This is a genomic window from Pseudomonas sp. CG7 (assembly GCF_023701885.1).
Lineage (GTDB): Bacteria > Pseudomonadota > Gammaproteobacteria > Pseudomonadales > Pseudomonadaceae > Aquipseudomonas > Aquipseudomonas zanjanensis.
The window spans coordinates 134,150-157,438 of record NZ_JABAEE010000002.1 but is presented as its reverse complement, the minus strand read 5'-3'; the positions used below and the strand labels follow the sequence as shown (position 1 = coordinate 157,438).

Sequence of the window (23,289 nt, the reverse complement as noted above, 5' to 3'; positions counted from 1 at the left end):
CCTGTGATGATCCACTGCGTGCTTCATGAGAGATGCACGCAGATATCCCATACCGCCTGACGCGGAATGAGGCTCAGTGTGGTACAGGAATCAAATGCGGGGAGGTCGCCATACCCCTGATGGAGTTTGGACAGGATGGGAATCTATGGAGATGGACGCTGCGAGGGGGCTCGACAGGGTCACCGGAGGCTTGATGATGGAGACTTGCAGCATGCCGCCGGTCTTGCACTCCTGGCCCGGCTTACAGGGTTTACCGTGCTCGGTTGGGCTTTTCATGTCATGGCAGCAGTCTTGGCCCATGCCGTCCATCATCGCCATGCCCATGGTTTGCATCGGGCACGGCTCTGTCGGCGCCTGAACACCCGCCATCCCGCTGAAGGGAAGCGCCAGGCTAATCAGGAAAATCAGGCAAAGCCGTAGATAGCGTGTCATGGGCTGAAGTGTAGCCAGTAGAAATGGTGCTAACAATCACGTTCTAGGCTTCTTGGTTAGCTGCCAGAAACCTCTATTGCGCGCTCATTTCCATTTCAGGACTTAGCGTGCCTAACCATGCGACAAGACAGATGATGAGGATTGCCATCAGGAATTCGAATTTCATGCTGCGGCGCAAGGCATTGACCGCTACAGAGTATTGACCATTGCGAACCGAGCGCTCCAATAGCGGGCTTAAGTGAAAGCGGTTCAGCGTCGCTAAAACGATCATCCCGGCAAAGAGCAGGATCTTCAAAAACAGCAACTGGCCATAGGTACTGAGCATGACCTCATCAAGGTTGGGACCGACGATGAAAAGGTAATTTACTACTCCCGTAACGCTTATGATCGCAACAATCACACCGCCGGCCGACTCAAAGCCAGTCAGCACGCGGGCAAGAATACGTGCTTCCTCCTCACCCTTCAGCGATTTCAACCGCAGCAGTAGAGCGAAGGCCGCTAGAGCACCCAACCAGCCACCTGCCGCTAATAAATCGAAAATGTCGCAGAGAAAATGCCAGTAGCGGCGGCTGCCTTCGTCCATGGCACCATGCCCTGTCCAGGCTAGCGTGGCCAACGCGATTGCTCCACAGGCGGTGACGATCCAGAGGCTGGGTGTCGGATATCGTTTATTCAACGCGACGCCCAGAATTGCCCCCACCAAGGCGGCTATCCGAACCATCCAGGTCAACCCAACATCGGTGCCCATGATGACCATTTCAAAAATGTGGTGATGTAGCTCCATAAGCTCCGATACACCGCTCATTGCTTTTGCAAGCAACAACATCGCAGCAAGGGACAGAGCTACACCTGCAATAGAAGTACCGTAAAGAAGCGACTCAAAGTTCAAGACCGTGCCCGATACCCTTTCCTTTCCCCTGAGACTGTACAAGCCGAATATGGCCAGTCCAAATAACAACATCAGGTCAAAATAGAGAGCAAAGCGAACCACGATATTTAATGAGTCGCTCATGGATCATTTCACTTTGAATGAAAAGTTGCCGGTGATCGGGTGGGTGTCCGAAGACACTGCACGCCATTCAACTTTGTAGGTACCGGTGGTCAGCGGTGCAGCCGGCGTAATCACCATCGTTTTCGGATCACCACCAGCAGCGACAGCGGCCTTTACACCCATGGGGGAGTTAGGCATGCCAGGCATGTCGGTCATGATCAGCTTTGCACCGGAAAACTGAGTGGTGAGATTCTCAGAAAAATGCAGTTCGATTTTCGACGGAGCCGCCGCATCCGAGCCTTCTGCCGGAGTGGAAGAAAGAAGTTTTGGATGTGCCTGGGCCACTGCACTCAGAAGCAAACCAGCAGTGATTGCAACGGCCACGGACGTAGTTTTAAGGAATGACATGCAAGACTCCTCACAGCAAGCGCTGTTGATTCGAGGTTTTTTGGGAGGAACTAGTTTTTAATTTCTTTAAAAACCACTGTTGATTAACTCGGAGCCCCCGTCCTCTTCGCCAGGTTGAACAGGAGAAACTCGCTAGCCCTAACGTCACAGTGCGAGAACACGATGCCACACGATCACAAACTGTTCGATTACATTTCAGTCAGCTTGATCCGATGTTTGGCATCTAATCGTTGAGCGTAGCAAGGCCTGAAAAGAGACGGCGTACCGCAGGACCGGGGAGCTCAATCACTCTGAAAAATCCGCAGAGGCGTAGCTAAACGCACAACGCCAAGACGCCGTTGGTCCCAAATGTTTTGTCGCTCAGCTAACCGTCGAATCGACGGCCGGAAACTCAAGATGAAAAGCCGTTTTCCCGTCGCCTGACGTACACCAGATCTTGCCATCGTGCGCTTCGACAATTGATCGGGTAATCGACAGACCTAGCCCTGCGTTGCTTGGACTTCCTTCTCGCCGCGCTGGGTCCACGCGATAAAAACGATCAAACAGCTTTTCAAGGTGTTCGGGGGCAATGGGCTCACCATGGTTTTCCACGACAACCGTTACCGACGCATCCTTGTGCTGAATATCGACACTGATTGACGTCCCTTCATAGGTGTAGCGCAGCGCATTTGAGAGCAGATTGGAAATCGCTCGGTGGAGCATAAGAACATCACCTCGCACGCTCCCCCGTCCTGAAACCTTGAGCTCGATCCCTCGTTCATCAGCCAACAGGCGGTAGTACTCAAGCAATTTTTCCACGACAGCCACCAGGTCTATTGGCTTGCTCTCGTGCGTAATTAGACCATTGTCAGATTTCGCCAGAAAAAGCATGTCATCAATCATCCGGCTCATGCGCTTCAAGTCATCAAGATTGGAGTACAAATTGTCTTCGTAGTCCTCGATGTTTCTTTTTCTCGAAAGCACCACTTCAGTGTGGGTCATCAAGTTGCTCACGGGGGTCCGTAGTTCGTGGGCAATGTCTGCCGAAAAGTTGGATAACCGGACAAATGCATCGTCGAGCCTGGATAACATGGCGTTGAACGACAACACCATCTGTTGAAGCTCTTTCGGAACGGGTGCCAGGGGAATACGCTCCTTGAGTGATTTTGCTGACATGGAGGCAGCAACCCGTGTGACCTGGCGGATAGGCCGCATGCCACTGCTAGCTACCATCCAGCCGAGTGCAGCACTGACCAATGCGCTGATCACCAACCCTATCCAAAACCATCGTTCGAGCGTCTCGAAAAAGGACATATGCTGCGTAACGTCAAAAATCAACATGACAGTTAATGGCCTTTCTTGTCCCGTCACTACGGATTGCGCAGTCACACCACGGAACATCTGCTCTTGCTCCCGCCATTCCCAGCCGGTTGTGTTTGTGGTTGTTCGAAACGCGTTCGGAACGTCGACCGGGCCGGGATCCGCACACAGCACCTTGCCGTCGCCATCGATGATAAGCGCAGTCAAATCACGGTGTGCGCCCAGCAGCGCTTCTAACTCCGGTTTAGCCTCGCTGAATTGATCGATGTTGCTCAGCCCGGACAAGATCCGCTGGGTCGAGTGGAGTTTTTCGTACAATGCCTGCTGATCCAGCATCTTGAAATGATGCCGGCTGAGGTTATTGAAACTGAGTCCGGCGACCGTGAGCACGGCCGTTACCGCGAGCATAAACATCAGACTCATACGAGTCGTCAGGGACATCCGGTTCATCACGACTCCGAATCTGGTGCATCGAGCATGTAACCCATTCCCCTTGAGGTATGAATCAACTTGACCTCAAAATCGTCGTCTATCTTGGCCCTGAGCCGTCTCACTGCAACCTCGATAACGTTGGTATCGCTGTCGAAGTTCATATCCCAAACCTGGGAGGCGATAAGAGACTTTGGCAGCACCTCCCCTCGACGACGCAGCAGAAGCTCAAGCAACGCAAACTCTTTGGCCGTAAGGTCTATGCGTTTGCCTCCTCGGATGGCTCGACGCTTGAGCAGGTCCACTTCAAGGTCAGCCAGTTTCATAAAGGTTTGCGAAGGTGCGCTGCTACCGCGACGCAGCAACGTTCTGACTCGAGCAAGCAATTCAGAAAACGCGAAGGGTTTGATCAGATAGTCATCCGCACCGAGTTCAAGTCCCTTCACTCGGTCTTCAACGCGGTCTCTGGCGGTGAGAAAAAGCACCGGGACGTCTTTCCCGGAAGCGCGAACCTTCTGCAGGACTTCCCAGCCATCCAAACCCGGCATCATGACGTCGAGAATCAGCAGATCATAGGCTTCGCTCAAAGCGTGCTGAAGCGCCTCTTTTCCATTCGTGAAACGGTCGACATTGAACCCGGCCTCGTTGAGCCCTTGCTGCAAATAGATACCTATTTTTGGTTCGTCTTCAGCGACAAGAAGTCTCATGAGGTCGTTCTCAGATAAAGGTTAAGCGGAGTCTGCAACGAAAACTGGCAGCCAACCAGCAACTGACAGAAAAGTAATCTTGGCTTCAGGTAGATGTCAGCGAGTGCTGGCTAGGGTTCAGACATGAGTACTTCATTGGTGCTCGACCGACCTCTGAGCGATGAATCGTATGGAAGTCGGATTCCCTCATGAGGAGCTACCCCTATGAACCGCCTGAAAATGCTGTTTTTTGTAAGCTCGATACTGGTCTCGGCTTCTGTGTGGGCTGAAAGCGGCGGAGATCGAGTCATTGAGCGTATGGAAGGTTTGCGCGACAAGGCCGAAGCCACGTTGATGAAAGCTGAACAAGCCCCTGAAGGAGAGCGTCACGTCCACATGGCAGAACACATGAAGATGCTTGGGGACATCATGAGCCAGCTCCACAACGCTCACCCAGATGCCTCAATGTCACCCCAAGAGCATCTAGCCTGGATGGAGAAGCACGACAAAATCGTTGATGACGTTTTGCGCCAGATGCAGCGCGAGCACAAATTGATGCTTTCAGAAAACCATCAATAAACGCCCCCTGGATAAGTACTTGTCAGCATCTTGTTGCGGCGTCAATTGGACGCCGTATCTATTTAGAAAACTGACAAAGAAGTAATGCCCAAGTCAGTTAGCCGGCAGCTGAGCATCATTAGCATAGCCAATGTTCCCACGTATTCCTGAGGTCACCATGAAAACTACGCTCGCTACTCCGTTCATCGCAGCAATGACCCTTTTTTTCGCTGCTACGGCTATGGCTAATGCTGGGCATGGACAAGACGACATAGGCCAGCCTGGTGTGGCCTCTGACGTTACCCGCACTGTAGAGGTCGAGATGGGCGACATTTTTTTCAAGCCTAAAAGCATTGACGTAAAACCTGGTGAAACAATCCGCTTTGTCCTTCGCAACGAGGGTTCGCTGCTGCATGAGTTCAACATCGGCAAAGCCGCTGCTCATGCAGCACACCAGAAAGAAATGGCAAGCATGTTCAAGAACGGAACACTAAGCCCTACCGGTACCGGGAAGATGAGCGGCATGAGCCACGGCATGGGCGGAATGAAGATGGTCGCAATGGAGCATGACGACCCTAACAGTGTCCTGATTGAGCCTGGCTCAACCCAAGAGCTGATCTGGACCTTCAACGACAGTGCAGGGCTGCAGTTTGCCTGCAACGTGCCGGGGCATTACCAATCGGGAATGGTCGGCGAGTTTGATCTGAAATAAACCGGAGTCGGCTGTTTCTGCCGGCCCGACGCAAGAGTTGGCTACGCTAAGTCAAGTAACATAGCAACGCTTACTCAGCCGGGGTCCGTGCGGAAACATCACCGCACCACTGTGGAGCCGCAAATAATCGTTGTACTGAATATGCTCATTTCTAGTAGCACCTTACAAGGGGAATAGACATGCCTACCACCTCTGGCCATCACGACCATAATCACACCCATGCTGCTTCCCGGGATGATGCTGATCTACATGACCCGGTGTGTGGAATGGCAGTCACTTCGTCGAGTAAATTTGCTGAGACTTACCAGGGACAGACGTATCGGTTCTGTAGCCTGAAATGCCAGGAGAAGTTTCGAGCGGACCCTGAGCGCTACAGTGGCCACGTGGTGCGCGACGAGTCAGGCAGCACAACGCCGGAGTCTGCGGTACAAACGGGCGCTGAATTTACGTGCCCGATGCATCCTGAAATACGGCAGACCGGACCCGGTAACTGTCCTAAATGTGGCATGGCACTAGAGCCTGTCATGCCGGCACTTGATGAAGAAGAAAATCCTGAACTCCGGGATTTCAATCGCCGCTTCTGGTGGTCGCTGCCCTTAACCGTGGTCGTAACCGTGCTCGCGATGGCGGGTCACTCGTTACAACTTCTTCATGGTTCAGCTCAAAACTGGATCGAGTTCGCTCTGGCGACACCCGTGACCTTATGGGCAGGGTGGCCTTTTATTGTAAGGGGACTGGCCTCGGTTAAAAATCGCAGTCCCAACATGTGGACTCTGATTGGGTTGGGCACTGCCGCAGCTTATCTGTACAGCGTCATAGCAACAATCTTCCCCCAAAGTTTTCCCGCCAATTTCATGCAAGATGGACGTATCGGCGTTTACTTCGAAGCGGCAGCGGTCATCATCTCGCTCACGTTGCTTGGCCAGATCCTTGAGCTCAAAGCCCGATCACAAACTTCCGCCGCCATTAAGTCTCTTCTCGGCCTTTCGCCCAAAACTGCACGTCGGATCAATGCCGATGGCCATGAGGAAGACATTCCTCTCACCCATGTGCACCTGGGAGACCACTTACGGGTCAGACCAGGTGAGAAGGTGCCAGTTGATGGTTCAGTACTTGAGGGTGAAAGTGCGGTGGATGAGTCGATGCTCACTGGCGAGCCAGTCCCGGTAATGAAGAAAGCTGGAGATAGCCTGATCGGCGCCACGCTGAATACGCATGGAAGCTTGGTAATGGAGGCGCAGAAGGTCGGTGCCGAAACCATGCTGTCCCAGATCGTACAGATGGTCGCGAGAGCTCAGCGTTCCAAGGCTCCGATGCAACGAATGGCCGACTCGATTGCCGGCTACTTCGTGATGGGTGTTATCACGATTGCGATAATGACATTTATCGGTTGGGGGCTTTTCGGCCCTGAGCCCAGTTGGGTGTTTGGTCTAATCAACGCTGTCGCCGTGCTGATCATCGCTTGTCCCTGTGCGTTGGGACTTGCTACGCCTATGTCGATCATGGTGTCGACAGGTAAAGCAGCAAGCATGGGTGTTTTGTTCAGAGATGCCAGTGCGATTGAGAGCCTTTGCAGAATCGACACGCTGGTTGTCGACAAGACAGGCACCCTAACAGAGGGACGGCCCGTGTTTCACAGCGTGGAGGCCACTCCCACCTTCAATCCCGACGACGTCCTTCACCTGGCTGCCAGCCTTGATCAGGGCAGCGAGCATCCTTTAGCACATGCGATCGTCGATCACGCCCGAGCCGTGAACATCAAGCTCACCAAGCCGGAATCCTTTGAGTCTGATTCGGGTATCGGGGTCAGTGGCGTTGTCGATGGCAAGAAGCTTCAGCTGGGGAACTCAGCGTTGATGGAAGCCGCAGGCGTGAGCACCAACTCCCTACAAGAGCGCGCTGAGGTGTTGCGACTTGACGGCATCAGTATTATCTACCTCGCAGTCGACGGCGCATTGGCAGGTTTGTTGGCCGTATCAGATCCGATCAAGCCAACCTCAAAAGAGGCCGTCACCAAGCTTAAGGCTCACAACGTGAAAATCATCATGGCTACTGGGGACGGGCTTACTACCGCTCGGGCTGTCGCCAGGGAGATGGGGATTGAAGAGGTTCACGGTGAAGTCAAACCCCAAGACAAGGAGCGCTTGGTGGCAGACCTACAGCAACACGGGCGAAAAGTGGCCATGGCAGGTGACGGTATCAACGATGCTCCGGCCCTAGCGCGAGCAGATGTGGGGATAGCCATGGGAACGGGGACTGACCTGGCGATGAATAGCGCGCAACTCACGCTGGTAAAAGGTGACCTGATGGGGATCTTACGAGCACGAGCTCTTTCGGTCGCCACAGTTAAAAACATGCGCCAGAATTTGGGCTTCGCTTTTCTCTACAACTCAATGGGTATACCTCTTGCCGCTGGTTTGCTCTATCCATTGACGGGGCACCTCCTGTCGCCAATGATCGCTGCCATAGCCATGAGCGTCAGTTCTGCATCTGTAGTTTTCAATGCATTGAGGTTGAGGAATAGTCGAATTGACTGAGCGTCGATGACGCTCACGACCTTGATCAGATAATCGTTGACCTTGCCATGGTGTCAACGTCGATGCTGTCGCTGCGGGGAAAAGACACCGCTCAGCACGAGGGTAATTTACATGGTCGTCTTAGATGTATCAGGCATTGGTTGCGGCAGCTGCGTCGGCAAAATCACAAGAGCGATCCAGGCACTGGACGGCAACTCTACGGTCTCAGTCGATCGATCAACCGGTAAGGTGAGTGTTGAAAGTAGCGAAAACGCGGAACAGCTTCGTAAAGCTGTGGAGGCGGTTGGCTTTCCTTCCAAGATCAGCCATTGAACGGAGACTCCTGCTCCTGAGTAGAGCGCCGTCTGGAGGAGAATACCTCTGAATCTAGGAGTACTTAAGCTGCTGTGTCGGTCCAAATGGGCTCGCATGCGCCTGCGCTGCTAGTCACCGCGCAGAGCTTTGAGCAAACCCTTGAATGCTCCATTCAACCGAGTAAAAGCCGCGTTGAAACGTATTGCGTTTTCTGTGTATTTGGCGACCTCGACCTGCTGATCGACAGTATTTTGGTCCAAGGCAGGCTGAGCCGGCGTGCTGTAAAACAAGTCGCGCCCGTATATAGCCACCGCCGATTCTTTCTTAAGAAAATGCTTTGCGTTTGTTGTTTTCAAAGAAAACGCAGTGGTAGCAGGTTCTTTGGTTTGGCTGGCGAGCACAGTAGAAAAATCCAAGTCTTGGGCTTTGAAGTTCGGAGTGTCAGCGTTCGCGATATTGTTACTCAAGATCTCAGCTCTTTGGCCACGATAAACTAATGCTCTTTCTGCGGAGCCTAATGCTTTCTCAAAATTAATACTCACAATTAATCACCCTCGGTGGCATTACTATCTTCTTTGATCATTGAACTCAGCTGTTGCAGCAGCGCATTCAAGTCTCCTATTAATTTTAATGGAGAGACCTAGAACATCGCCTCCGTGAGAATTAATGGAACCCAAAGCAATGATTACACTTCAATCTTATATTCAATAAAAGTCGCGCAATGCGAAAAGATGGAGACCATACGTATTAAATAGCGTGTACTTCAAGAAAAATATCCAAAACTGACACAACTGTAATATTGGCCTAAGCTTCCTGACAGGGGGTGTCTCTTATAGTCCAACTGAGTCTTTTGCTCACCCCCAAAGAGTCCAATCCATGATGTGATTCAGAGGGGATATTTTCACACATCTGAGGTAGCCCATATGAACACCATCAAAACCTTGTTCGTCGCCGCAGCGCTGACTGTTTCCACTCTGGCCATGGCTGAAGGCGGTGGTGACCGGACTTTCGCACGTATGGAAGTGGCCAGGACGAATTCGATGGAATCGTACCAGGTAGCTCAAACGCAGAGCGCTCAACCGCCTGTCGCTGAAAGCAAAGCCAAAGCGATGGACCATAAAAACTGCTGAACGCTCAGGCACGCGGCCAAGCTGACAGAAATGTAATCACGAAGGTGGTTTAGATGTGGCACTTTCTGAGCTCGCTTGCAATGAAAAATTCGTCTTTTTTTCGGTAAGCGAAGCTCATCTTGCCAACTCACGGGTTGATTTGAACGGCTCCCTTTTGACTGATTGGAAATAAACGGCATGCATTCCAAAACCTCTAGACGGACATTCGTTAAAGGCCTGGCCGCCGGCGGCATCCTTGGCGGCCTTGGTCTGTGGCGCACTCCTGTATGGGCAGTGACCAGTCCAGGTCTGCCGAGCGTCCTCACCGGCAACGAATTTGATCTGTTTATTGGTGAAACGCCGGTAAACATCACTGGCTCGCCGCGCACAGCCATGACCATCAATGGCTCGTTGCCGGGGCCTTTGCTGCGTTGGCGCGAAGGAGAGACGGTCACTCTGCGCGTGAAAAACCGTCTGGAGCAAGACACCTCCATTCACTGGCACGGCATCATTTTGCCTGCCAACATGGATGGGGTACCGGGTTTGAGTTTCCACGGCATCGCGCCGGACGGCATGTACGAGTACAAGTTCAACGTGCATCAAAACGGCACGTACTGGTACCACAGCCACTCCGGGTTACAAGAGCAGGCAGGCGTTTACGGGCCAATCGTAATCGATTCGAAAGAGCCTGAGCCGTTTCAATACGATCGCGACTATGTGGTGATGCTGACTGATTGGACCGATGAGGATCCTGGTCGCGTCATGGCCAAACTCAAGAAACAATCGGACTACTACAACCACCACAAACGTACCGTGGGCGACTTCATCGACGACGTCAGCAAGCAAGGTTGGTCTGCTGCCGTCGCCGACCGAAAGATGTGGGCAGAAATGAAAATGAACCCCACTGACCTCGCAGACGTCAGTGGAGATACTTACACCTACCTCATGAATGGCCAGGCGCCCAACGGTAACTGGACCGGTATTTTCAAACCGGGTGAGAAGCTGCGCCTTCGTTTTATTAACGGCTCGGCGATGAGCTATTTCGACGTTCGAATTCCTGGCTTGAAAATGACCGTTGTGGCCGCCGATGGCCAACACGTCAAACCGGTCAGCGTCGACGAATTCCGCATCGCCGTAGCTGAAACGTATGACGTGATAGTTGAACCCGCCAGTGAAGAGGCTTACACCATCTTCGCCCAGTCTATGGACAGAACCGGGTATGCACGCGGAACCCTCGCAGTTCGCGAAGGATTAAAGGCACAAGTGCCTGCGATCGACCCTAGGCCTCTTTTGTCCATGGATGACATGGGAATGGGCGGTATGGCTGGTATGGACCATGGCAGCATGGCTGGTATGGGCAGCGGCGACATGTCCGGCATGGCTGGCATGGATCACAGCAAGATGGCGGGCATGGACCAAAGTGACATGACCGGGATGACCGGCATGGACGGCGGTGATATGACTAGCATGGCTGGTATGGATCACAGCAAGATGGCTGGTATGGACAAAGGCGACATGGCCAACATGGCTGGCATGGACCATAGCAAGATGGCGGGCATGGACAAAGGCGATATGTCCAACATGGCCGGCATGGACCACAGCAAGATGGCTGGCATGGGCGGTATGGGTGGAGAAATGCAGACTCACCCAGCCTCCGAAACCAACAACCCCTTGGTTGATATGCAAGCCATGACCCCGACGCCAAAGCTAAACGATCCAGGCATCGGTTTGCGGAACAATGGTCGTCGAGTCCTCACCTATTCAGACCTGAAAAGCACTTTCCAGGACCCTGATGGCCGCGAGCCCAATCGCACCATTGAGCTGCATCTGACCGGTCACATGGAAAAGTTTTCCTGGTCCTTCAACGGCATCAAATTTTCTGACGCTGAGCCCCTTCGTCTCAAGTATGGGGAGCGTCTTCGCATCACCTTGGTAAACGACACCATGATGACGCACCCCATTCACCTTCACGGAATGTGGAGCGACCTTGAAGATGAAAACGGCAAGTTCATGGTACGCAAGCACACAATCGACATGCCACCAGGTACCAAGCGCAGCTATCGAGTCACCGCCGATGCTTTAGGGCGCTGGGCCTATCACTGTCACCTGCTTTTCCATATGGAAATGGGCATGTTCCGTGAAGTACGGGTTGATGAGTAAAGGAGACGATCTGTGAGCACACACCTAAATCATAAATCGCTGGTCGGTTGCCTCTTTGCCTTTGGCCTGATGGGTGGATTCTCCTCCGTAGCATTGGCAGTCGAAGAAAGTGGTGATCATTCACCTGTTACTTCTGCAAATGCGACGAACAAGACTGCGACCACGTCAACCGAGGCAACGTCGAATCACGGGACGATGCCTCATACCAAGATGCGCCATGAGTCGATGGATCATGACCAAGAAAACAAAAAGGCGGATTGAGATCATGACCAGGAATTTTTTACGCCCAACGTTGATGGCATTGGCAGTTTCTACGAGTCCTGTGTTCTTAGCCGTGGCTCACGCCGCTGAAGAGATGGATCACTCCAAGATGAACCATGGCTCCGTGGGAGCGATGGACCATAGCAACATGGGGGCTATGGACCACAGCAAGATGAAAATGGATGACGGGCAAATGACCGGAATGGAAAGTATGGGTGGAGGGACTACGACCACCAGTCGAACCCCTGTCCCCGTACTTACCGACGCTGACCGTGCAGCCGCCTTTCCAGACGTCGCTGGTCATGGTGTTCACGACAAAGAAATCAACTCTTTCATGCTGCTGGATAAGTTTGAGTACCAGGATGCAGACAACGGTAGTGCGCTGGCCTGGGATGCGAAAGGATGGATCGGCGGTGACATTGATCGACTGTGGTTGCGCTCGGAAGGCGAACGTACCAATGGCGTGACGGAAAGCGCTGAATTATCCGCGCTCTGGGGGCACTCTATTGGACCGTGGTGGGACGTCGTCACCGGTGTACGACAGGATTTCAAACCAGGGTCCCCTCAAACCTGGGCCGCACTTGGCATTCAGGGCATGGCCCTCTATAACTTCGAGGCCGAAGCGACTGCCTACATCGGTGAGAACGGTCAATCGGCTGCTCGGCTGGAAGGCGATTACGACATTCTGCTGACGAATCGATTGATTTTGCAGCCGACGGCCGAGGTCAATTTTTACGGAAAGAATGACCCTCAGCGCGGCATCGGGTCCGGATTAGCCAACACCGAAGTGGGGCTCCGATTGCGTTATGAGATTGTCCGCCAATTTGCCCCTTATATCGGGGTGAGTTGGAGCCGTTCCTATGGCAATACGGCAGACTTTGCACGTGAGGAAGGTGAAGACGCCAGCGAGGCACGCTTTGTCGCCGGTATTCGGATGTGGTTCTGAGAACCGAGTATGAAAACAACGCTGAAGGCACTGATTGCTGCTGGTCTGGCCACCGTATCATCGGCTGCCGGCGTGGTGTATTTCGGCGTGATCAATGTCGGGGCGGATGATCCGCACTCCGCCCCCGTCTACGCAATACTTTCTATTGCTCGGGATCGCTCGATCGAAGTGCGCTCGCGCAACATTCAGGTCCCCGACCTGAGCCAAGAAGCCCTCATCCGTGAAGGTGCTGGCAACTACAACTCGATGTGTGTCGGTTGCCATTTGGCTCCGGGGCTTGCAGGCACCGAACTGAGTAACAGCCTTTACCCCGCACCTCCGAACCTTTCGAAACTGGGCGTCGATGGGCACCCAGCCGCAGCTTTTTGGATCATCAAGCACGGCATCAAATCCACCGGCATGCCCGCGTGGGGCAAAAGCATGGCCGATCCCTACATATGGGGGATGGTCGCATTTCTCCAGCAACTTCCGTCACTGGATGCAGAGCAATACAAGGCTCTGATCACGAGTAGCGGTGGCCATCAACACGGTGGTGGCGAAAGCGTGATGCACAACCATGAGGGTCAGCATGGAACGACCCAGGGGCAAAGTGGCGCAGGTGCTGCCAACCAAAGGGCGGAAGTCCGCGCTCATGATGACGAGAAAAACACGGCACATGCCCATGGCCCCTCCGCAGCGCCGTCTGCAAATGAGCCTGCTGACCACGCCGATCATAAGGTTAGGGAAGCTTCAGATGATGCGGCCCCGACTCCAACCGTACAGCCCAAATCACATACACATACTGATGGGAAGGAACATACCCATGCGAAATAAATCTCTTCGTCGCAGACGGGCACTTCGTCTCGCTGCTCTCGTGGCTCTGTTCATCAGTTCAGCCAGTCACGCAGCAGAGCCATTGACGATCGATGTACATCGCGACGCTAATTGCGGGTGCTGCAAGAAATGGATCCAGCACCTTGAAGCTAGCGGCTTTACCGTCGTTGATCACGTGGAAACCAACATGAGCGCGATCAAGCGCGGTCTCGGGATTTCTCCTGAGCTCTCGTCTTGTCACACAGCAACCATCAACGGAAAGTTTGTTGAAGGTCACGTGCCCGCCGAGCAAATCATTGCGATGAGCAAACGTGATGACCTGCTCGGGATTGCCGTTCCCGGCATGCCGGCCGGCTCCCCAGGAATGGAAGTGGACGGGAAACATGACGCGTATAAGGTAATCGGCTTGTCAAAGGCAGGCACAGACCACGTCGTTGCTGAGTACCCCGAAAATTGATCTTCTAATCTTGCTCCTGCATGGTGAGGGTCATGGCCGTGCAGAGGAAATAGCTCATTTCGAACGTAAAAAAGGCGCCACTAGGGCGCCTAAACCACCTCCCAAACCAAAGGAAAAACAAGGAGGCGGGATGTATCAGGTGGTCGAGCAATTGTTTACTGTACGTTAGAAACACTTCAACTGACGGACATGATTTCATAAAATGGATAACTTCAGCCTTTCCTGAAAATTACTTCTACGTCAGCGAGCAGTAAGCTAGTTTCGGACAAAGGAGAATTATGCAGTTCTTAAATAATTTTCATTGTCTAGCTTCCATGGGGGCAGTTGTCGGCCATGACCTTATATTCCACGGTGTTAAGCTTGCCCGTAGAGTCTTCATAGGTCATGCGCGAAGGAGCAACCCCACAGGTTTTATTGGCTTGCGTGACACTGACGACCTTCTGGATATCGAGGTTCATACCATATTCATAATGAACAACTTCAGGAGGAGTCTTGCCGTTCCTTGAGGCATATTGTTCCATTGCTTGTTGGTTCTCTTGCATCATTCGACCATACACGCGGTCACCGCCTCCTTCCGCCATGGCTAATGAAGATAAGGTCAAAATCGAAGCGGCGCAAAACGCTTTCACTGCTGTCATTGCTGTCATGATTTTCTCCTAAAGCTCAATTTACTGAGTTAAAGAGTAACAAGTGAAAGCTTTCAGAAAGCTGCCGCGAAGGTTACTAATGTGAAAGGTGGACGCTACCCCGCATTTACGCTTTCAAGCCAGATGGGATTTTTGTTAACACCAAAGGTTGGCAGACGCTGACGGAACAAAGATGCCCTCAAAAGCTTATTTGAACCGGTGGTCCCTCCCAATTCCTCGATACGCCGGTAGACCTGAGCAGGGCCTCCGCGTCGACCCCGGTTCTTGCCAGGCTTTCCAGATCCCACTCAAAGAAACTGGAGAAAACCAGGAAAACCTTGCTTGATACCGCTGAGGTCAATCTTACCGTCGAGTAATTCACGGGGAGCTTCATCCTGATGAGTTCAGAGACAGTCCACACCAAAGTTCTTAGACGGAAATGCCATACTGACTCCTGATGAATCTTGATCTGTTGATAAGTCAGAGGGAACCTCTGCTTGCGTAGATACAGCTCATGAGGTAATGAACCTGGGAGCAGCGATTGCAAATTCCGAATGTTCACTCTCTTCGGATCTTTCGTAACTTTATACAGCTCATCTACGCCCGCTTCGATAAGGGCTGCATAGGCGTCGTCTCTTGAATCGACGGACTTTTCGACCTTAACTGTAGCTTTTTTAGGGGCATGGAGTTTTGCCATTAACCATGCGTTATCATTTTCTAGAATCCATTGCGTAGGTTTGTACGCCTTCTTCCAGAGGTACTCGATATTGGCATCGGTACGCAGCGCTAAAAGCAACTCGATTTTTTGGCGATATCTAGTTTTTTGGCTAAGACGCGATTCTTCGACTTTGGGCGCTCGCGGAGAAACAGCGGCACTCAGCAGGATTGACTCATTCTTCAGAGCCTCTTCAAAGCCATCTGCACTGGAAAACAAATGTAGAGCAATGATCAAATGCCGCGCGAGCGGCATATTTAGCTGACCTTTATCTGATTTGAGCCGGATCCATTGCTCATGCTTTCCGTTGTTGTAGGCTGGATCAATCTGCGCCAAAAGTTCATCGCCGTAAGCGCTTTGGATGCTGTCGAATAGTTTCGCAATACCCGCATTTTTTCCGAAAATGAATCCGCGCTTCTTGCATTGGCGGACGTAGCACGAACTCAATACCGTACTGCCTATCGGAGGAATATTGCGTTGCAAGATATCGTGTGCGAACAGAGCGACTTTCTGTTCCATCTTTGAACCCTTGTGTATTGCTGCGCTGTTTAACGGGCTCCAGCCGCATGCGCATGGCTCAGTCAGATTGGGAAGCAGCTTCAATTTACGGTAGAACGGGCGAGAGCACTCGGGGCAGGCATGGATCAATGCGTCGCCATGACGCCAACAGACGGCAACACCGGGTATCTGGTGAGATCGATGCCAGTAGGCAGAACCCCGCTCAATCAAATCTTCCTGAACGCAGGTTGGACAAAGCTTAGCCTTGCCATGGGAGGACTCTTCTCTGCGGGGCACCCGTACCACCCCGTCATAACCCAGCGGTCCTTCGTTGTTCTCCGGCCCCTGCTTAACCCCAAGAAACGGCCGGTAAGCAGGAAAAGTAGTATTGCTACTGATCAGCTCTGCGAGATTGCTCTCCGATTGCCCCGGCAGCCTGTGCGCGAGCCTCTCGATCTGCTTGGGTACGATGCCACCAATGCAAAAGGGTGTCGATGCGAACAAATCGCGGTAGGTTTCTGTCGCGGTTCTATTGCCTGACAGATAGTGATAGCGGGTGACACGAGAGTGCAGCATTTCATCCGGCATCGACACGGGAAAAAATAATAGATCAGACATCATTTACCAATTAAAGGTAGGGGTCGAAGAGAACGTGCATCCGGGGGCAGTATATATGCAACCCGTAAAATTCTGTATCCGGTCTGGATTTGGAAATGACACAGCCGCTCAACTTTGAATCGTAGTAAATTCATCTGAACCCCGCCGCGCCCGTACTCCTTGAAATACAGAACACGTATCGATAACCCGTGTAGGTCAGCCCATGGCGATTGCAAAACTATTTCGGGTGATCGCGGGTTAGTACGTTTTAGATGATGATTGTGATCATCCAGCGTATGCCGACGCTATTCTGGTGGGTGCAAATTTTCATTAACAGAGAAACAATATGTTCACGGTGAATTGATTTAGAACTTTTTTTAGATGGAGGGAATGCCCGGCTGGATTACAGCGGGGGCCGAATGCTCGCGACCCTGTAGAGCGAAGAACGTGATATAGGCTTGCCCTCCGAGAACAATTGGCGTCTAGCCCATCGCAGACGCCTATCGTGAAAGCCTTCGATTGGTTCACATACTTTTTCGAGCATTGCTGCACAGAGAGGAAGCTTGCAGAGCTGCTTTTCGAAGCGAGAAAGAACATGAAGCTCCCGACCAATCCTGGTACGCGAAATGCGGACAGGCTTGCCCGCGAGAGCATAAAGCGTGTCGGCACACTGACGGACTTCGCCGGCCAGTCTCGCATCGAGGGCAGCGAACATTTCGGTGCTATTTAGACGAGGCGTACGATGTGGGCTTGGGTTTGCAGTTGACTCCGAAAGCCACTGTCTATCGTGACGATACAGCCATGCATACCCCCTGCATGCATGTGCTTTGTAAAATCGATAATCAGCCTCGAAAGCCGCGCGTCTTGCGCATAGCTCAATGTGAAATCGTGCCTCCCTCCAAGCATCTTGCCCGCCGGGTACATTTCGGATGTGACGATAGACATACGCTGATGAAACGCCTAGAACGGCAGCGATCTTTTTGGCATCAGCTCCTTCAAGAGCATGTTCCCACACAGCGGCTGACGAACAGTCCAAGCCTTCACCAGGCATCACCGGAGAAAGGCGCGCGTGAAGCCGAATGTGAGCTTTCGGATCACATGCCACCGCCTGTTTCACAGGGCATTGACCATGCAGCAAGCTCACCATTTCAACGCCCAGAGCACCGGCCAATAAGATGTATTTGAGCGGATGGTGAGAGGTTATAGGCGTACGAAGCAGCTTCGTGACCCATGAGGCGGGTGTACCTGCACGAACATCTCCGAGTATAGAAAATTCCCATTCTCGCGGGAGTGCGGCAAAAAAATCGGCCATGTGCTGCGCCAGCATGTGCAGGTGCAAGCGATGGTTATCAGAAGCAAGGTTGAGCTGCGTTGCCCTGTGTAAAAGCGTGAAGCGCACCGCCTCCGCCGACAAAGCAGTGACTTCAGACTCGAGGACCTGAAGTGAGCGCAACGCTATTTCGTGAAGCGGTGGCATGCACCGCAACGGGGTGTCGAGAAGTACTGTGTGTGCTTGCACATTCTCATCACTGGGCAGATTGAGTTGTCGAGAGCTGCGGCTGGACCAGCGAGGATCAAGGATCCTGAGTGACGTACCGTGATGCGGACATACCAGCACGCCTGGAAGCATGTGGACCCTGTGCCAGTAAGCGACTCCCCGTTGAGCCTGATCTTGGGCGATACATTCTGGGCATAACCGCACTCGGGAGGCGAATCCAATACGGCTCGCGTTGACGCCCAGCTTTAACATCAAGCCTTTACCATCAGCGGTCATCAGCGTCCGAGCGTGTTCAACCTGGCTCACCCTCAAAAACGGCGCGTAATAGGGTAGTAATGTGTGGCGCATCAGGACCTCGGCTACCGATAGCTCGGTACCGCTGGGTAGCGCGTCGACAAAATCCCCTAAGTGACTCGGGAATGCCACATTTTGCGAAAAAGCTGCCGCCGATTTCAGTCCGGCAAATGCTGCTTGGCAATTACGAACACCGCAAAGACGGGCATAACGAGAAATCACGCTGTGCAGCGTCTCGTCGGGAAACGCGGCGGGGAAGAAATGGAGTTTAAGCTGCACTTCACCCCCCTCCTACTCACGCTTTGTGATACATCGGTGAGAACTCAAACAGGTCCTCGTTGAGCCAGCCCGCAGCGCGCAGAGCGTCGAGGGGAGCGTCATGTTCGCTAAGCGCTTTAGCCTCTGAGTTTTCCACAGCAGTAGCAATCGGCGATGGGTGATCTTTCGCAAGAATGGTTGGAGATGGGTCTGCCGGTTTCTCACGGGATACAACGCTTCGAAGCAAGGTGAGGCGATCCTCTCGTGCCAATCCATCGAAGACCATCATTTCGCTCAGTTGATCCTCAATCGGCAGCAAATCGTCAAACTGTCGCATCCGCTTCGGATCACGGCTACGCAGGGCTGAAAGGGCTGGCTTTAGAATCTGCATTTTTGAGTTGCTTACCTTCACCATGACCTCGGCAGTCAAACACTCCGAGCCACTCTGGACCGCATAACGCTGACTCAATACCAGCAGCTTGACCAGGAAATCTGTCACGCCTTGAGTGTGTTCATACAGCGTGTCAAAAATCTCGTCGGTCAGCTCGGCAGTCTGCTTGCACCACTGATAGCTCCAGAGATTTTCGACCAACAACCGCCACTCCTCATCATCCTTTTCGAATCGTTTGAATTCGAGCGTACCGGCACCACAAACTCGGCGGGCAGTCCGCATGGCTTCTGAGAACAGGCTAATTGTCGAGTTCGTGCCACTGAAAACCACCGGGATACCGATGTTGTTTACCAAGTGCAGGAAAAAATTCAGCATGCTCTCTTTACCACCGGTTTTCGCCAGGTGGAGGTTTTGCAGCTCGTCGATCAACAAGGCGCCGATGAAAAACGTGCTGGCCACCTGCTCCATCTGTTGCAGCGCATCATTGATGTTTCGATGCCTGTAGCGCTTGTGGTAGTCCTTATCTCCTAGAGCGTCACCAACCGCATAAAAAAACTGCTGGCAAAATCCAGCCAGCGATCCATCCCGAGGGCAGTCAAGCTTCAGCCATGTGATTTGGGTATGAACAAACTGCTTTCCCTCATAGCGCTCATGACGGATTGTCTGTGGATAAAGGCTCAAGATGGCGTGGAGCGCCGTCGACTTGCCAATGCCGCTCAGGCCGACGACGGTAAACGTTTCTGCAGTGGACTTGAACGCATCGTGGTAACGCTGAGCTCCCGATAAAGAATGCAAATGCCGGACGGTAGCGGGCGACATAGGGTTACGCCCGACATACCCTCGACGGATGAGCAGTGAGAACAGGGCCTCCAGTTCCAGATGTAGCAAGAACGGCTGTACGACGGTTCTCAGCCTGTCGATACAGTGAATTCGAGTGGCTCCTTCGAGCGTCAGCTCTTTCGGATCCACCGGCTGAGGAAAGTTCGAGATCAGTTCAACAGCCGCCGCCTCCGACAATATCGGAGGCAAAGCTTCGATCAGCGGGTTACCCGCGTACTCACTAATGTCCTGTCTGACGTAATTGGCAAACGTCTGTGCACCTTTCATTTTGCCTGTCCTGGCCGAATTCTTTTGAGCAAATCGATAACCTGCGCGGTGCGCTCGCCGGCATATGAATCATGCGCTTTCGGTGTCGTTTCAGATTGAAGTGAAGCTGGCTCCACCCTCACGCCTTCAGGAACAACCGCATTTTCACGCTCACGGAGACGTTCTTCTGCGCGGTTCTCGCGGATGTGTCCAGTGGCCTCTGCCTTGGTAGGCGGAGCAGGTTCCTGTTTTCGTTCTGCGAGCGCATGACTGATGATCTGGTGGACCTGATCGCTAAGCTGCACACGGCTTTCCAGCTCAGCTCGCCGGCGCGTAGGCGGTTTTTGGCGATAGGCTTCGAGCAGATCAAAAATCTCGTCCGAGCGGTAATTCGCGTAACCGGCATCCGATCGTCGAAGATCACAACGGATAAACTGCTTGGCCTCTCCTTGAATCCAAATGTGTGCCGCCGAGTTCGGATCGAACCAACACTCTATTGACCAAACGCCCCCTTTGCGAGCCTTGGCAAACCAATCTTTCTCTATGGCCATATCACACACGTAGTGCATGCCGCGAAACATCACTCCGCCCTTTTGAACGGTCGCGCGCTCACGCGGTAAAAGGTGGAGATAAACCAGCTCGTCGGGACGTTTGTTGGATTCGATCAGGTCGTTGTCGCAGGCCCAATTCCATATACCGTTGGGGGTAGGTTCTACGCCGTCATTCATCATCGCTTGAGTCAGTCGGTCAGGCTGTCGATGGTGTCGGTTATAGTGGAGCACGCAATTAATGAGGATTTGGGTGAACTCTTTGAGGTTCAGCGTGGCATCGAGCCGGTAATCTCGCTCGCCGCGCTCTTTGTCCCTCGCAGCTACCCCGCCAGGTAGCCATCTGATACCCGTCAAATCATTCAAAATGCCAAACCGACTTTCTACCATAGGCTTCCAATCAGGCCGATAAGGTGGAGCAGTGCCCATCTCAATTCCCAATCCTGAGGATAACCCCTCTGCTGCGAGTGACAGCATCTCTCCCCGGTCGGCGTAAATCTGGTGGGGCAGGTGGTGACAATTCCAATCATCTGCATTGATTTCAACGCCGTTCTGAGCGCAGAACTCGACTTTGGAGGTAAACGCGTTGAACAGCGCTTGTCTCGCCCCATTCCAACTAGGGCCCTCCAATCCTACATAGAGACCAGCAATTATTCCGGAGAAACTATCCACTACGATATAAACGACGGGCCGACCAATGAGCATCCGTCTAGAGTAGCTGTTGACCAAATAAATATCGGCAATCGTTGCGTCGATTTCGAACTGATGACAGGGTCCACGCAGCCAATCTCGAACGGTACCTGAAAGCGGACGGCAATCCTTTAACCACCTCCTCAACCCTTTACGGCCACGCTCGGTTTCAATCTCGTCGAAAAAAATCTGCCCCCAATATTGGAACTGCCTCAAGCTGGGGAGTTCTGAACCAGGCAACAAACGAAGCGCTTCTTCACTGTTTTTAGAGATGTCTCGAACAGAGTAGAATCGTCTCAACATTTCGTCATATGCGCTCGAAATGGAAGATTTCTTATCTCTTACATAAAGAGCATATCCAACACGGATGCATCGTTTATCAACTGCACTGAGCATCTTTGAAGGCGAAGTAAGAACGCCTTGAAATTTAGGCTTTCGCCCTGGTGGCCTGCTCGGATCATATTTTCTATCGGCAACACCTACTGCCGTATAATTGTTAAGCAATGAGTTGCGAACTTGACCATATAACCAATAGCGGTAAAGAAGCCGATAGATCGTTTTCCGCTGAATTCCGAGTTCTGACGCCCGTTTGCTAACAAGTCGGCCTAACTCACCTCGTACAAATATTTGTCCTGGGTATTCAGGATCTAGCAGAGGGGCGATGACGGCCCACTTTTCGTCCCGGCCTTGCTTGGCTCTCTCATCCAACTGTTCCTCAAGCACAAGCATGAACTCGGGCGTGGCAATGGCTGCTGATTTGGTGTGACCAGACGCTAACGATCGACGCAGCTCCTCCAGTCCAACAGCGTATGGCTGCCGGGGTGGGTCAGCTAGATCCATCAAAACTGCTAAGTCATGCGTTTCATCCTGGTAAAGGAGCCTGGCTATCGTAGCGATGACCGACAGATCGGTTACAGGCTCGAAAACGTCATTAACGAGAACAGTCATGACATTTTCTCCTTCAACGATACTTGGACAGGGCTCGGTGAAACTTCGAAGCCAGGAACTAGACCAGTAAGGTGGAGAGGAGTGTTAACCAAATCGATTTTCAGTATCTTGTTCCAAACCAGATGAAAGAAAATTGCTTGAGCGTCTATATAGGAAATGGACAGAAGTGATGCTATTTTTCTTAGACAGGTGGCCAAGGTCCACGAATATTCCCGGCTGTTTACAAGGCACTCGATAAAATTCGAATGCAACGGCGCTTTCATTAAATCACGAGAGAGCTTCGAGTACCTCCTGATTAGTCCAAGATTTTTAATCAAATCTCGTGTAAAAAACTCGTCTGTTACGATTTTCCAATCAACACCTTGGCTTTCCCAAAAACGCTTTTCAATTTCAAGTTTTTCAAGCGTTCTTTTACTTCCGTTGCCAATTAAATCGGAACGATACTTCACCGTCCTAGCTACCGATTTGAAGTTTCCGCTCGGGTCCTTAACAGTTAACAGGAAGTCTGTTGTCATCACATAAGGCAGTGTTGTTCTAGGGTATCTTGGATAGCGTACATCGATCGCCGACGCTATCGCTTGCGCACGCTCTGTGGGTAGTAAAGGGTATTGCTCCCGGATATCCACGACGTCTTCAGAAAATTCACACACAAGGAAGTAGGAACGCTCGAGATCTGACAGGAGGTGATGAATCCTCTCGATCTTCACACCTTGAATCTTGTGCGAACGACCTATCGACGGGACATCTTGTACCCGCAGCCAAGGCACGTAGCTTGCCCCGGCGCCTTCGCCAAATCCATTTGCAATGTGCCGTTCAATGTCCTGCTGTGATGCAAATTTACGACCTCGCAACCCACGCCTCCTCAGTCGATGCGGACCGCTTCACCTCGCGTCGAGAAAAAGTCGTAGAAGGACACGACCGCCAAAGCGGCCGCATTCAAAACATTTTCCAGACTACACCCGCTGAAAGTTGAAGCGATGATTCCAGACCAAAGGGAAAGCCTGGAAAGGAAAACCCCCGTAGATACGGGGGTTTGAGCCTTGTGTCA

At 52.4% G+C, this 23,289-nt stretch carries 22 protein-coding genes; 10 read left to right on the top strand and 12 right to left on the bottom strand.

Translation table 11 applies throughout. From position 1 onward, the window contains the following. Window positions 1–90: 90 nt before the first annotated feature. The 5 genes from HGO40_RS01750 to HGO40_RS01730 form a co-directional block, all read right to left on the bottom strand. A complete protein-coding gene (locus tag HGO40_RS01750) occupies window positions 91–432 on the bottom strand; it encodes a hypothetical protein (RefSeq protein WP_080377434.1) in 342 nt (113 codons plus the stop codon). A 73-nt stretch (window positions 433–505) separates the two neighbouring features. Continuing rightward, window positions 506–1,444 (bottom strand): copper homeostasis membrane protein CopD, encoded by a 939-nt coding sequence (gene copD / locus HGO40_RS01745; protein ID WP_250961615.1) that lies wholly within the window; start codon window positions 1,442–1,444, stop codon window positions 506–508. A gap of 3 nt (window positions 1,445–1,447) precedes the next feature. Further along, the gene (gene copC, locus HGO40_RS01740) at window positions 1,448–1,831 is read right to left on the bottom strand and encodes a copper homeostasis periplasmic binding protein CopC (protein WP_024014909.1); all 384 of its coding nucleotides are present in this window, start codon (window positions 1,829–1,831) and stop codon (window positions 1,448–1,450) included. Between the two features lie 360 nt (window positions 1,832–2,191). Continuing rightward, the gene (locus HGO40_RS01735) at window positions 2,192–3,580 is read right to left on the bottom strand and encodes a heavy metal sensor histidine kinase (RefSeq protein ID WP_250961614.1); all 1,389 of its coding nucleotides are present in this window, start codon (window positions 3,578–3,580) and stop codon (window positions 2,192–2,194) included. Beyond that, the gene (locus tag HGO40_RS01730; protein ID WP_019816984.1) at window positions 3,580–4,266 is read right to left on the bottom strand and encodes a heavy metal response regulator transcription factor; all 687 of its coding nucleotides are present in this window, start codon (window positions 4,264–4,266) and stop codon (window positions 3,580–3,582) included. Before HGO40_RS01730 ends, HGO40_RS01735 begins: the two co-directional genes overlap by 1 nt. 204 nt (window positions 4,267–4,470) lie before the next feature. Here HGO40_RS01730 and HGO40_RS01725 point away from each other — a divergent pair, with 204 nt between their 5' ends. From HGO40_RS01725 to HGO40_RS01710, 4 genes are all read left to right on the top strand, one after another. Then, the gene (locus HGO40_RS01725) at window positions 4,471–4,824 is read left to right on the top strand and encodes a co-regulatory protein PtrA N-terminal domain-containing protein (protein WP_250961613.1); all 354 of its coding nucleotides are present in this window, start codon (window positions 4,471–4,473) and stop codon (window positions 4,822–4,824) included. Window positions 4,825–4,981: 157 nt separating this feature from the next. Then, complete coding sequence (locus HGO40_RS01720; RefSeq protein ID WP_019816982.1) at window positions 4,982–5,515, top strand: cupredoxin domain-containing protein; 534 nt, start codon at window positions 4,982–4,984, stop codon at window positions 5,513–5,515. Window positions 5,516–5,694: 179 nt separating this feature from the next. Beyond that, window positions 5,695–8,052: a heavy metal translocating P-type ATPase gene (locus tag HGO40_RS01715; RefSeq protein ID WP_250961612.1), complete on the top strand. Its 2,358-nt coding sequence runs from the start codon at window positions 5,695–5,697 to the stop codon at window positions 8,050–8,052. A gap of 111 nt (window positions 8,053–8,163) precedes the next feature. Beyond that, window positions 8,164–8,364, top strand: coding sequence for a heavy-metal-associated domain-containing protein (locus HGO40_RS01710; RefSeq protein WP_083293928.1), 201 nt, complete (start codon window positions 8,164–8,166; stop codon window positions 8,362–8,364). Between the two features lie 110 nt (window positions 8,365–8,474). Here HGO40_RS01710 and flgB read toward each other — a convergent pair whose 3' ends face one another. Further along, window positions 8,475–8,888 carry a flagellar basal body rod protein FlgB gene (gene flgB / locus HGO40_RS01705; protein WP_108184654.1) on the bottom strand — a complete coding sequence of 138 codons (414 nt, stop codon included), beginning with the start codon at window positions 8,886–8,888 and terminating at the stop codon, window positions 8,475–8,477. Window positions 8,889–9,269: 381 nt separating this feature from the next. Here flgB and HGO40_RS01700 point away from each other — a divergent pair, with 381 nt between their 5' ends. The 6 genes from HGO40_RS01700 to HGO40_RS01675 all read left to right on the top strand — a co-directional run bounded on the left by HGO40_RS01700 (window position 9,270) and on the right by HGO40_RS01675 (window position 14,092). Beyond that, entirely contained in the window at window positions 9,270–9,476 is a 207-nt protein-coding gene (locus tag HGO40_RS01700) for a co-regulatory protein PtrA N-terminal domain-containing protein (protein WP_070411944.1), read from the top strand. Window positions 9,477–9,653: 177 nt separating this feature from the next. Beyond that, window positions 9,654–11,615: a copper resistance system multicopper oxidase gene (locus HGO40_RS01695; protein WP_108184655.1), complete on the top strand. Its 1,962-nt coding sequence runs from the start codon at window positions 9,654–9,656 to the stop codon at window positions 11,613–11,615. A 12-nt stretch (window positions 11,616–11,627) separates the two neighbouring features. Then, a complete protein-coding gene (locus HGO40_RS01690) occupies window positions 11,628–11,876 on the top strand; it encodes a hypothetical protein (protein WP_146225319.1) in 249 nt (82 codons plus the stop codon). Further along, on the top strand, window positions 11,848–12,822 hold the full coding sequence (locus HGO40_RS01685) for a copper resistance protein B (RefSeq protein WP_250961611.1): 975 nt from the start codon (window positions 11,848–11,850) through the stop codon (window positions 12,820–12,822). The genes HGO40_RS01690 and HGO40_RS01685 overlap by 29 nt, the downstream gene beginning before the upstream one ends. Before the next feature lie 9 nt (window positions 12,823–12,831). Next, complete coding sequence (locus HGO40_RS01680) at window positions 12,832–13,635, top strand: c-type cytochrome (RefSeq protein ID WP_108184496.1); 804 nt, start codon at window positions 12,832–12,834, stop codon at window positions 13,633–13,635. Continuing rightward, window positions 13,625–14,092: a DUF411 domain-containing protein gene (locus tag HGO40_RS01675; RefSeq protein ID WP_070411948.1), complete on the top strand. Its 468-nt coding sequence runs from the start codon at window positions 13,625–13,627 to the stop codon at window positions 14,090–14,092. The genes HGO40_RS01680 and HGO40_RS01675 overlap by 11 nt, the downstream gene beginning before the upstream one ends. Before the next feature lie 305 nt (window positions 14,093–14,397). Here HGO40_RS01675 and HGO40_RS01670 read toward each other — a convergent pair whose 3' ends face one another. The 6 genes from HGO40_RS01670 to HGO40_RS01645 form a co-directional block, all read right to left on the bottom strand. Next, window positions 14,398–14,730: a DUF2790 domain-containing protein gene (locus HGO40_RS01670; protein WP_039593249.1), complete on the bottom strand. Its 333-nt coding sequence runs from the start codon at window positions 14,728–14,730 to the stop codon at window positions 14,398–14,400. A 187-nt stretch (window positions 14,731–14,917) separates the two neighbouring features. Next, complete coding sequence (locus tag HGO40_RS01665; protein WP_236167833.1) at window positions 14,918–16,549, bottom strand: TniQ family protein; 1,632 nt, start codon at window positions 16,547–16,549, stop codon at window positions 14,918–14,920. A gap of 382 nt (window positions 16,550–16,931) precedes the next feature. Continuing rightward, on the bottom strand, window positions 16,932–18,599 hold the full coding sequence (locus HGO40_RS01660) for a TnsD family Tn7-like transposition protein (RefSeq protein WP_108184498.1): 1,668 nt from the start codon (window positions 18,597–18,599) through the stop codon (window positions 16,932–16,934). Between the two features lie 16 nt (window positions 18,600–18,615). Next, the gene (locus tag HGO40_RS01655; protein ID WP_095160024.1) at window positions 18,616–20,076 is read right to left on the bottom strand and encodes an ATP-binding protein; all 1,461 of its coding nucleotides are present in this window, start codon (window positions 20,074–20,076) and stop codon (window positions 18,616–18,618) included. After that, window positions 20,073–22,241, bottom strand: a complete 2,169-nt coding sequence (locus HGO40_RS01650; protein ID WP_108184499.1) for a TnsB C-terminal domain-containing protein — start codon at window positions 22,239–22,241, stop codon at window positions 20,073–20,075. Before HGO40_RS01650 ends, HGO40_RS01655 begins: the two co-directional genes overlap by 4 nt. Beyond that, window positions 22,238–23,092 carry a TnsA endonuclease N-terminal domain-containing protein gene (locus HGO40_RS01645; protein ID WP_024014928.1) on the bottom strand — a complete coding sequence of 285 codons (855 nt, stop codon included), beginning with the start codon at window positions 23,090–23,092 and terminating at the stop codon, window positions 22,238–22,240. Before HGO40_RS01645 ends, HGO40_RS01650 begins: the two co-directional genes overlap by 4 nt. Between the last annotated feature and the right edge of the window lie 197 nt (window positions 23,093–23,289).

Bases quoted from the DNA above. Each gene is read 5' to 3' on its own strand.
- HGO40_RS01725 (WP_250961613.1), top strand. From the start codon at position 4,471: ATGAACCGCCTGAAAATGCTGTTTTTTGTAAGCTCGATACTGGTCTCG.
- HGO40_RS01700 (WP_070411944.1), top strand. From the start codon at position 9,270: ATGAACACCATCAAAACCTTGTTCGTCGCCGCAGCGCTGACTGTTTCC.
- HGO40_RS01735 (WP_250961614.1), bottom strand. From the start codon at position 3,580: ATGAACCGGATGTCCCTGACGACTCGTATGAGTCTGATGTTTATGCTC.
- HGO40_RS01670 (WP_039593249.1), bottom strand. From the start codon at position 14,730: ATGACAGCAGTGAAAGCGTTTTGCGCCGCTTCGATTTTGACCTTATCT.
- HGO40_RS01715 (WP_250961612.1), top strand. From the start codon at position 5,695: ATGCCTACCACCTCTGGCCATCACGACCATAATCACACCCATGCTGCT.
- HGO40_RS01695 (WP_108184655.1), top strand. From the start codon at position 9,654: ATGCATTCCAAAACCTCTAGACGGACATTCGTTAAAGGCCTGGCCGCC.
- HGO40_RS01720 (WP_019816982.1), top strand. From the start codon at position 4,982: ATGAAAACTACGCTCGCTACTCCGTTCATCGCAGCAATGACCCTTTTT.
- HGO40_RS01750 (WP_080377434.1), bottom strand. From the start codon at position 432: ATGACACGCTATCTACGGCTTTGCCTGATTTTCCTGATTAGCCTGGCG.
- HGO40_RS01675 (WP_070411948.1), top strand. From the start codon at position 13,625: ATGCGAAATAAATCTCTTCGTCGCAGACGGGCACTTCGTCTCGCTGCT.
- HGO40_RS01710 (WP_083293928.1), top strand. From the start codon at position 8,164: ATGGTCGTCTTAGATGTATCAGGCATTGGTTGCGGCAGCTGCGTCGGC.
- HGO40_RS01730 (WP_019816984.1), bottom strand. From the start codon at position 4,266: ATGAGACTTCTTGTCGCTGAAGACGAACCAAAAATAGGTATCTATTTG.
- HGO40_RS01655 (WP_095160024.1), bottom strand. From the start codon at position 20,076: ATGAAAGGTGCACAGACGTTTGCCAATTACGTCAGACAGGACATTAGT.
- HGO40_RS01665 (WP_236167833.1), bottom strand. From the start codon at position 16,549: ATGTCTGATCTATTATTTTTTCCCGTGTCGATGCCGGATGAAATGCTG.
- HGO40_RS01685 (WP_250961611.1), top strand. From the start codon at position 11,848: ATGACCAAGAAAACAAAAAGGCGGATTGAGATCATGACCAGGAATTTT.
- HGO40_RS01650 (WP_108184499.1), bottom strand. From the start codon at position 22,241: ATGACTGTTCTCGTTAATGACGTTTTCGAGCCTGTAACCGATCTGTCG.
- HGO40_RS01680 (WP_108184496.1), top strand. From the start codon at position 12,832: ATGAAAACAACGCTGAAGGCACTGATTGCTGCTGGTCTGGCCACCGTA.
- copD (WP_250961615.1), bottom strand. From the start codon at position 1,444: ATGAGCGACTCATTAAATATCGTGGTTCGCTTTGCTCTCTATTTTGAC.
- copC (WP_024014909.1), bottom strand. From the start codon at position 1,831: ATGTCATTCCTTAAAACTACGTCCGTGGCCGTTGCAATCACTGCTGGT.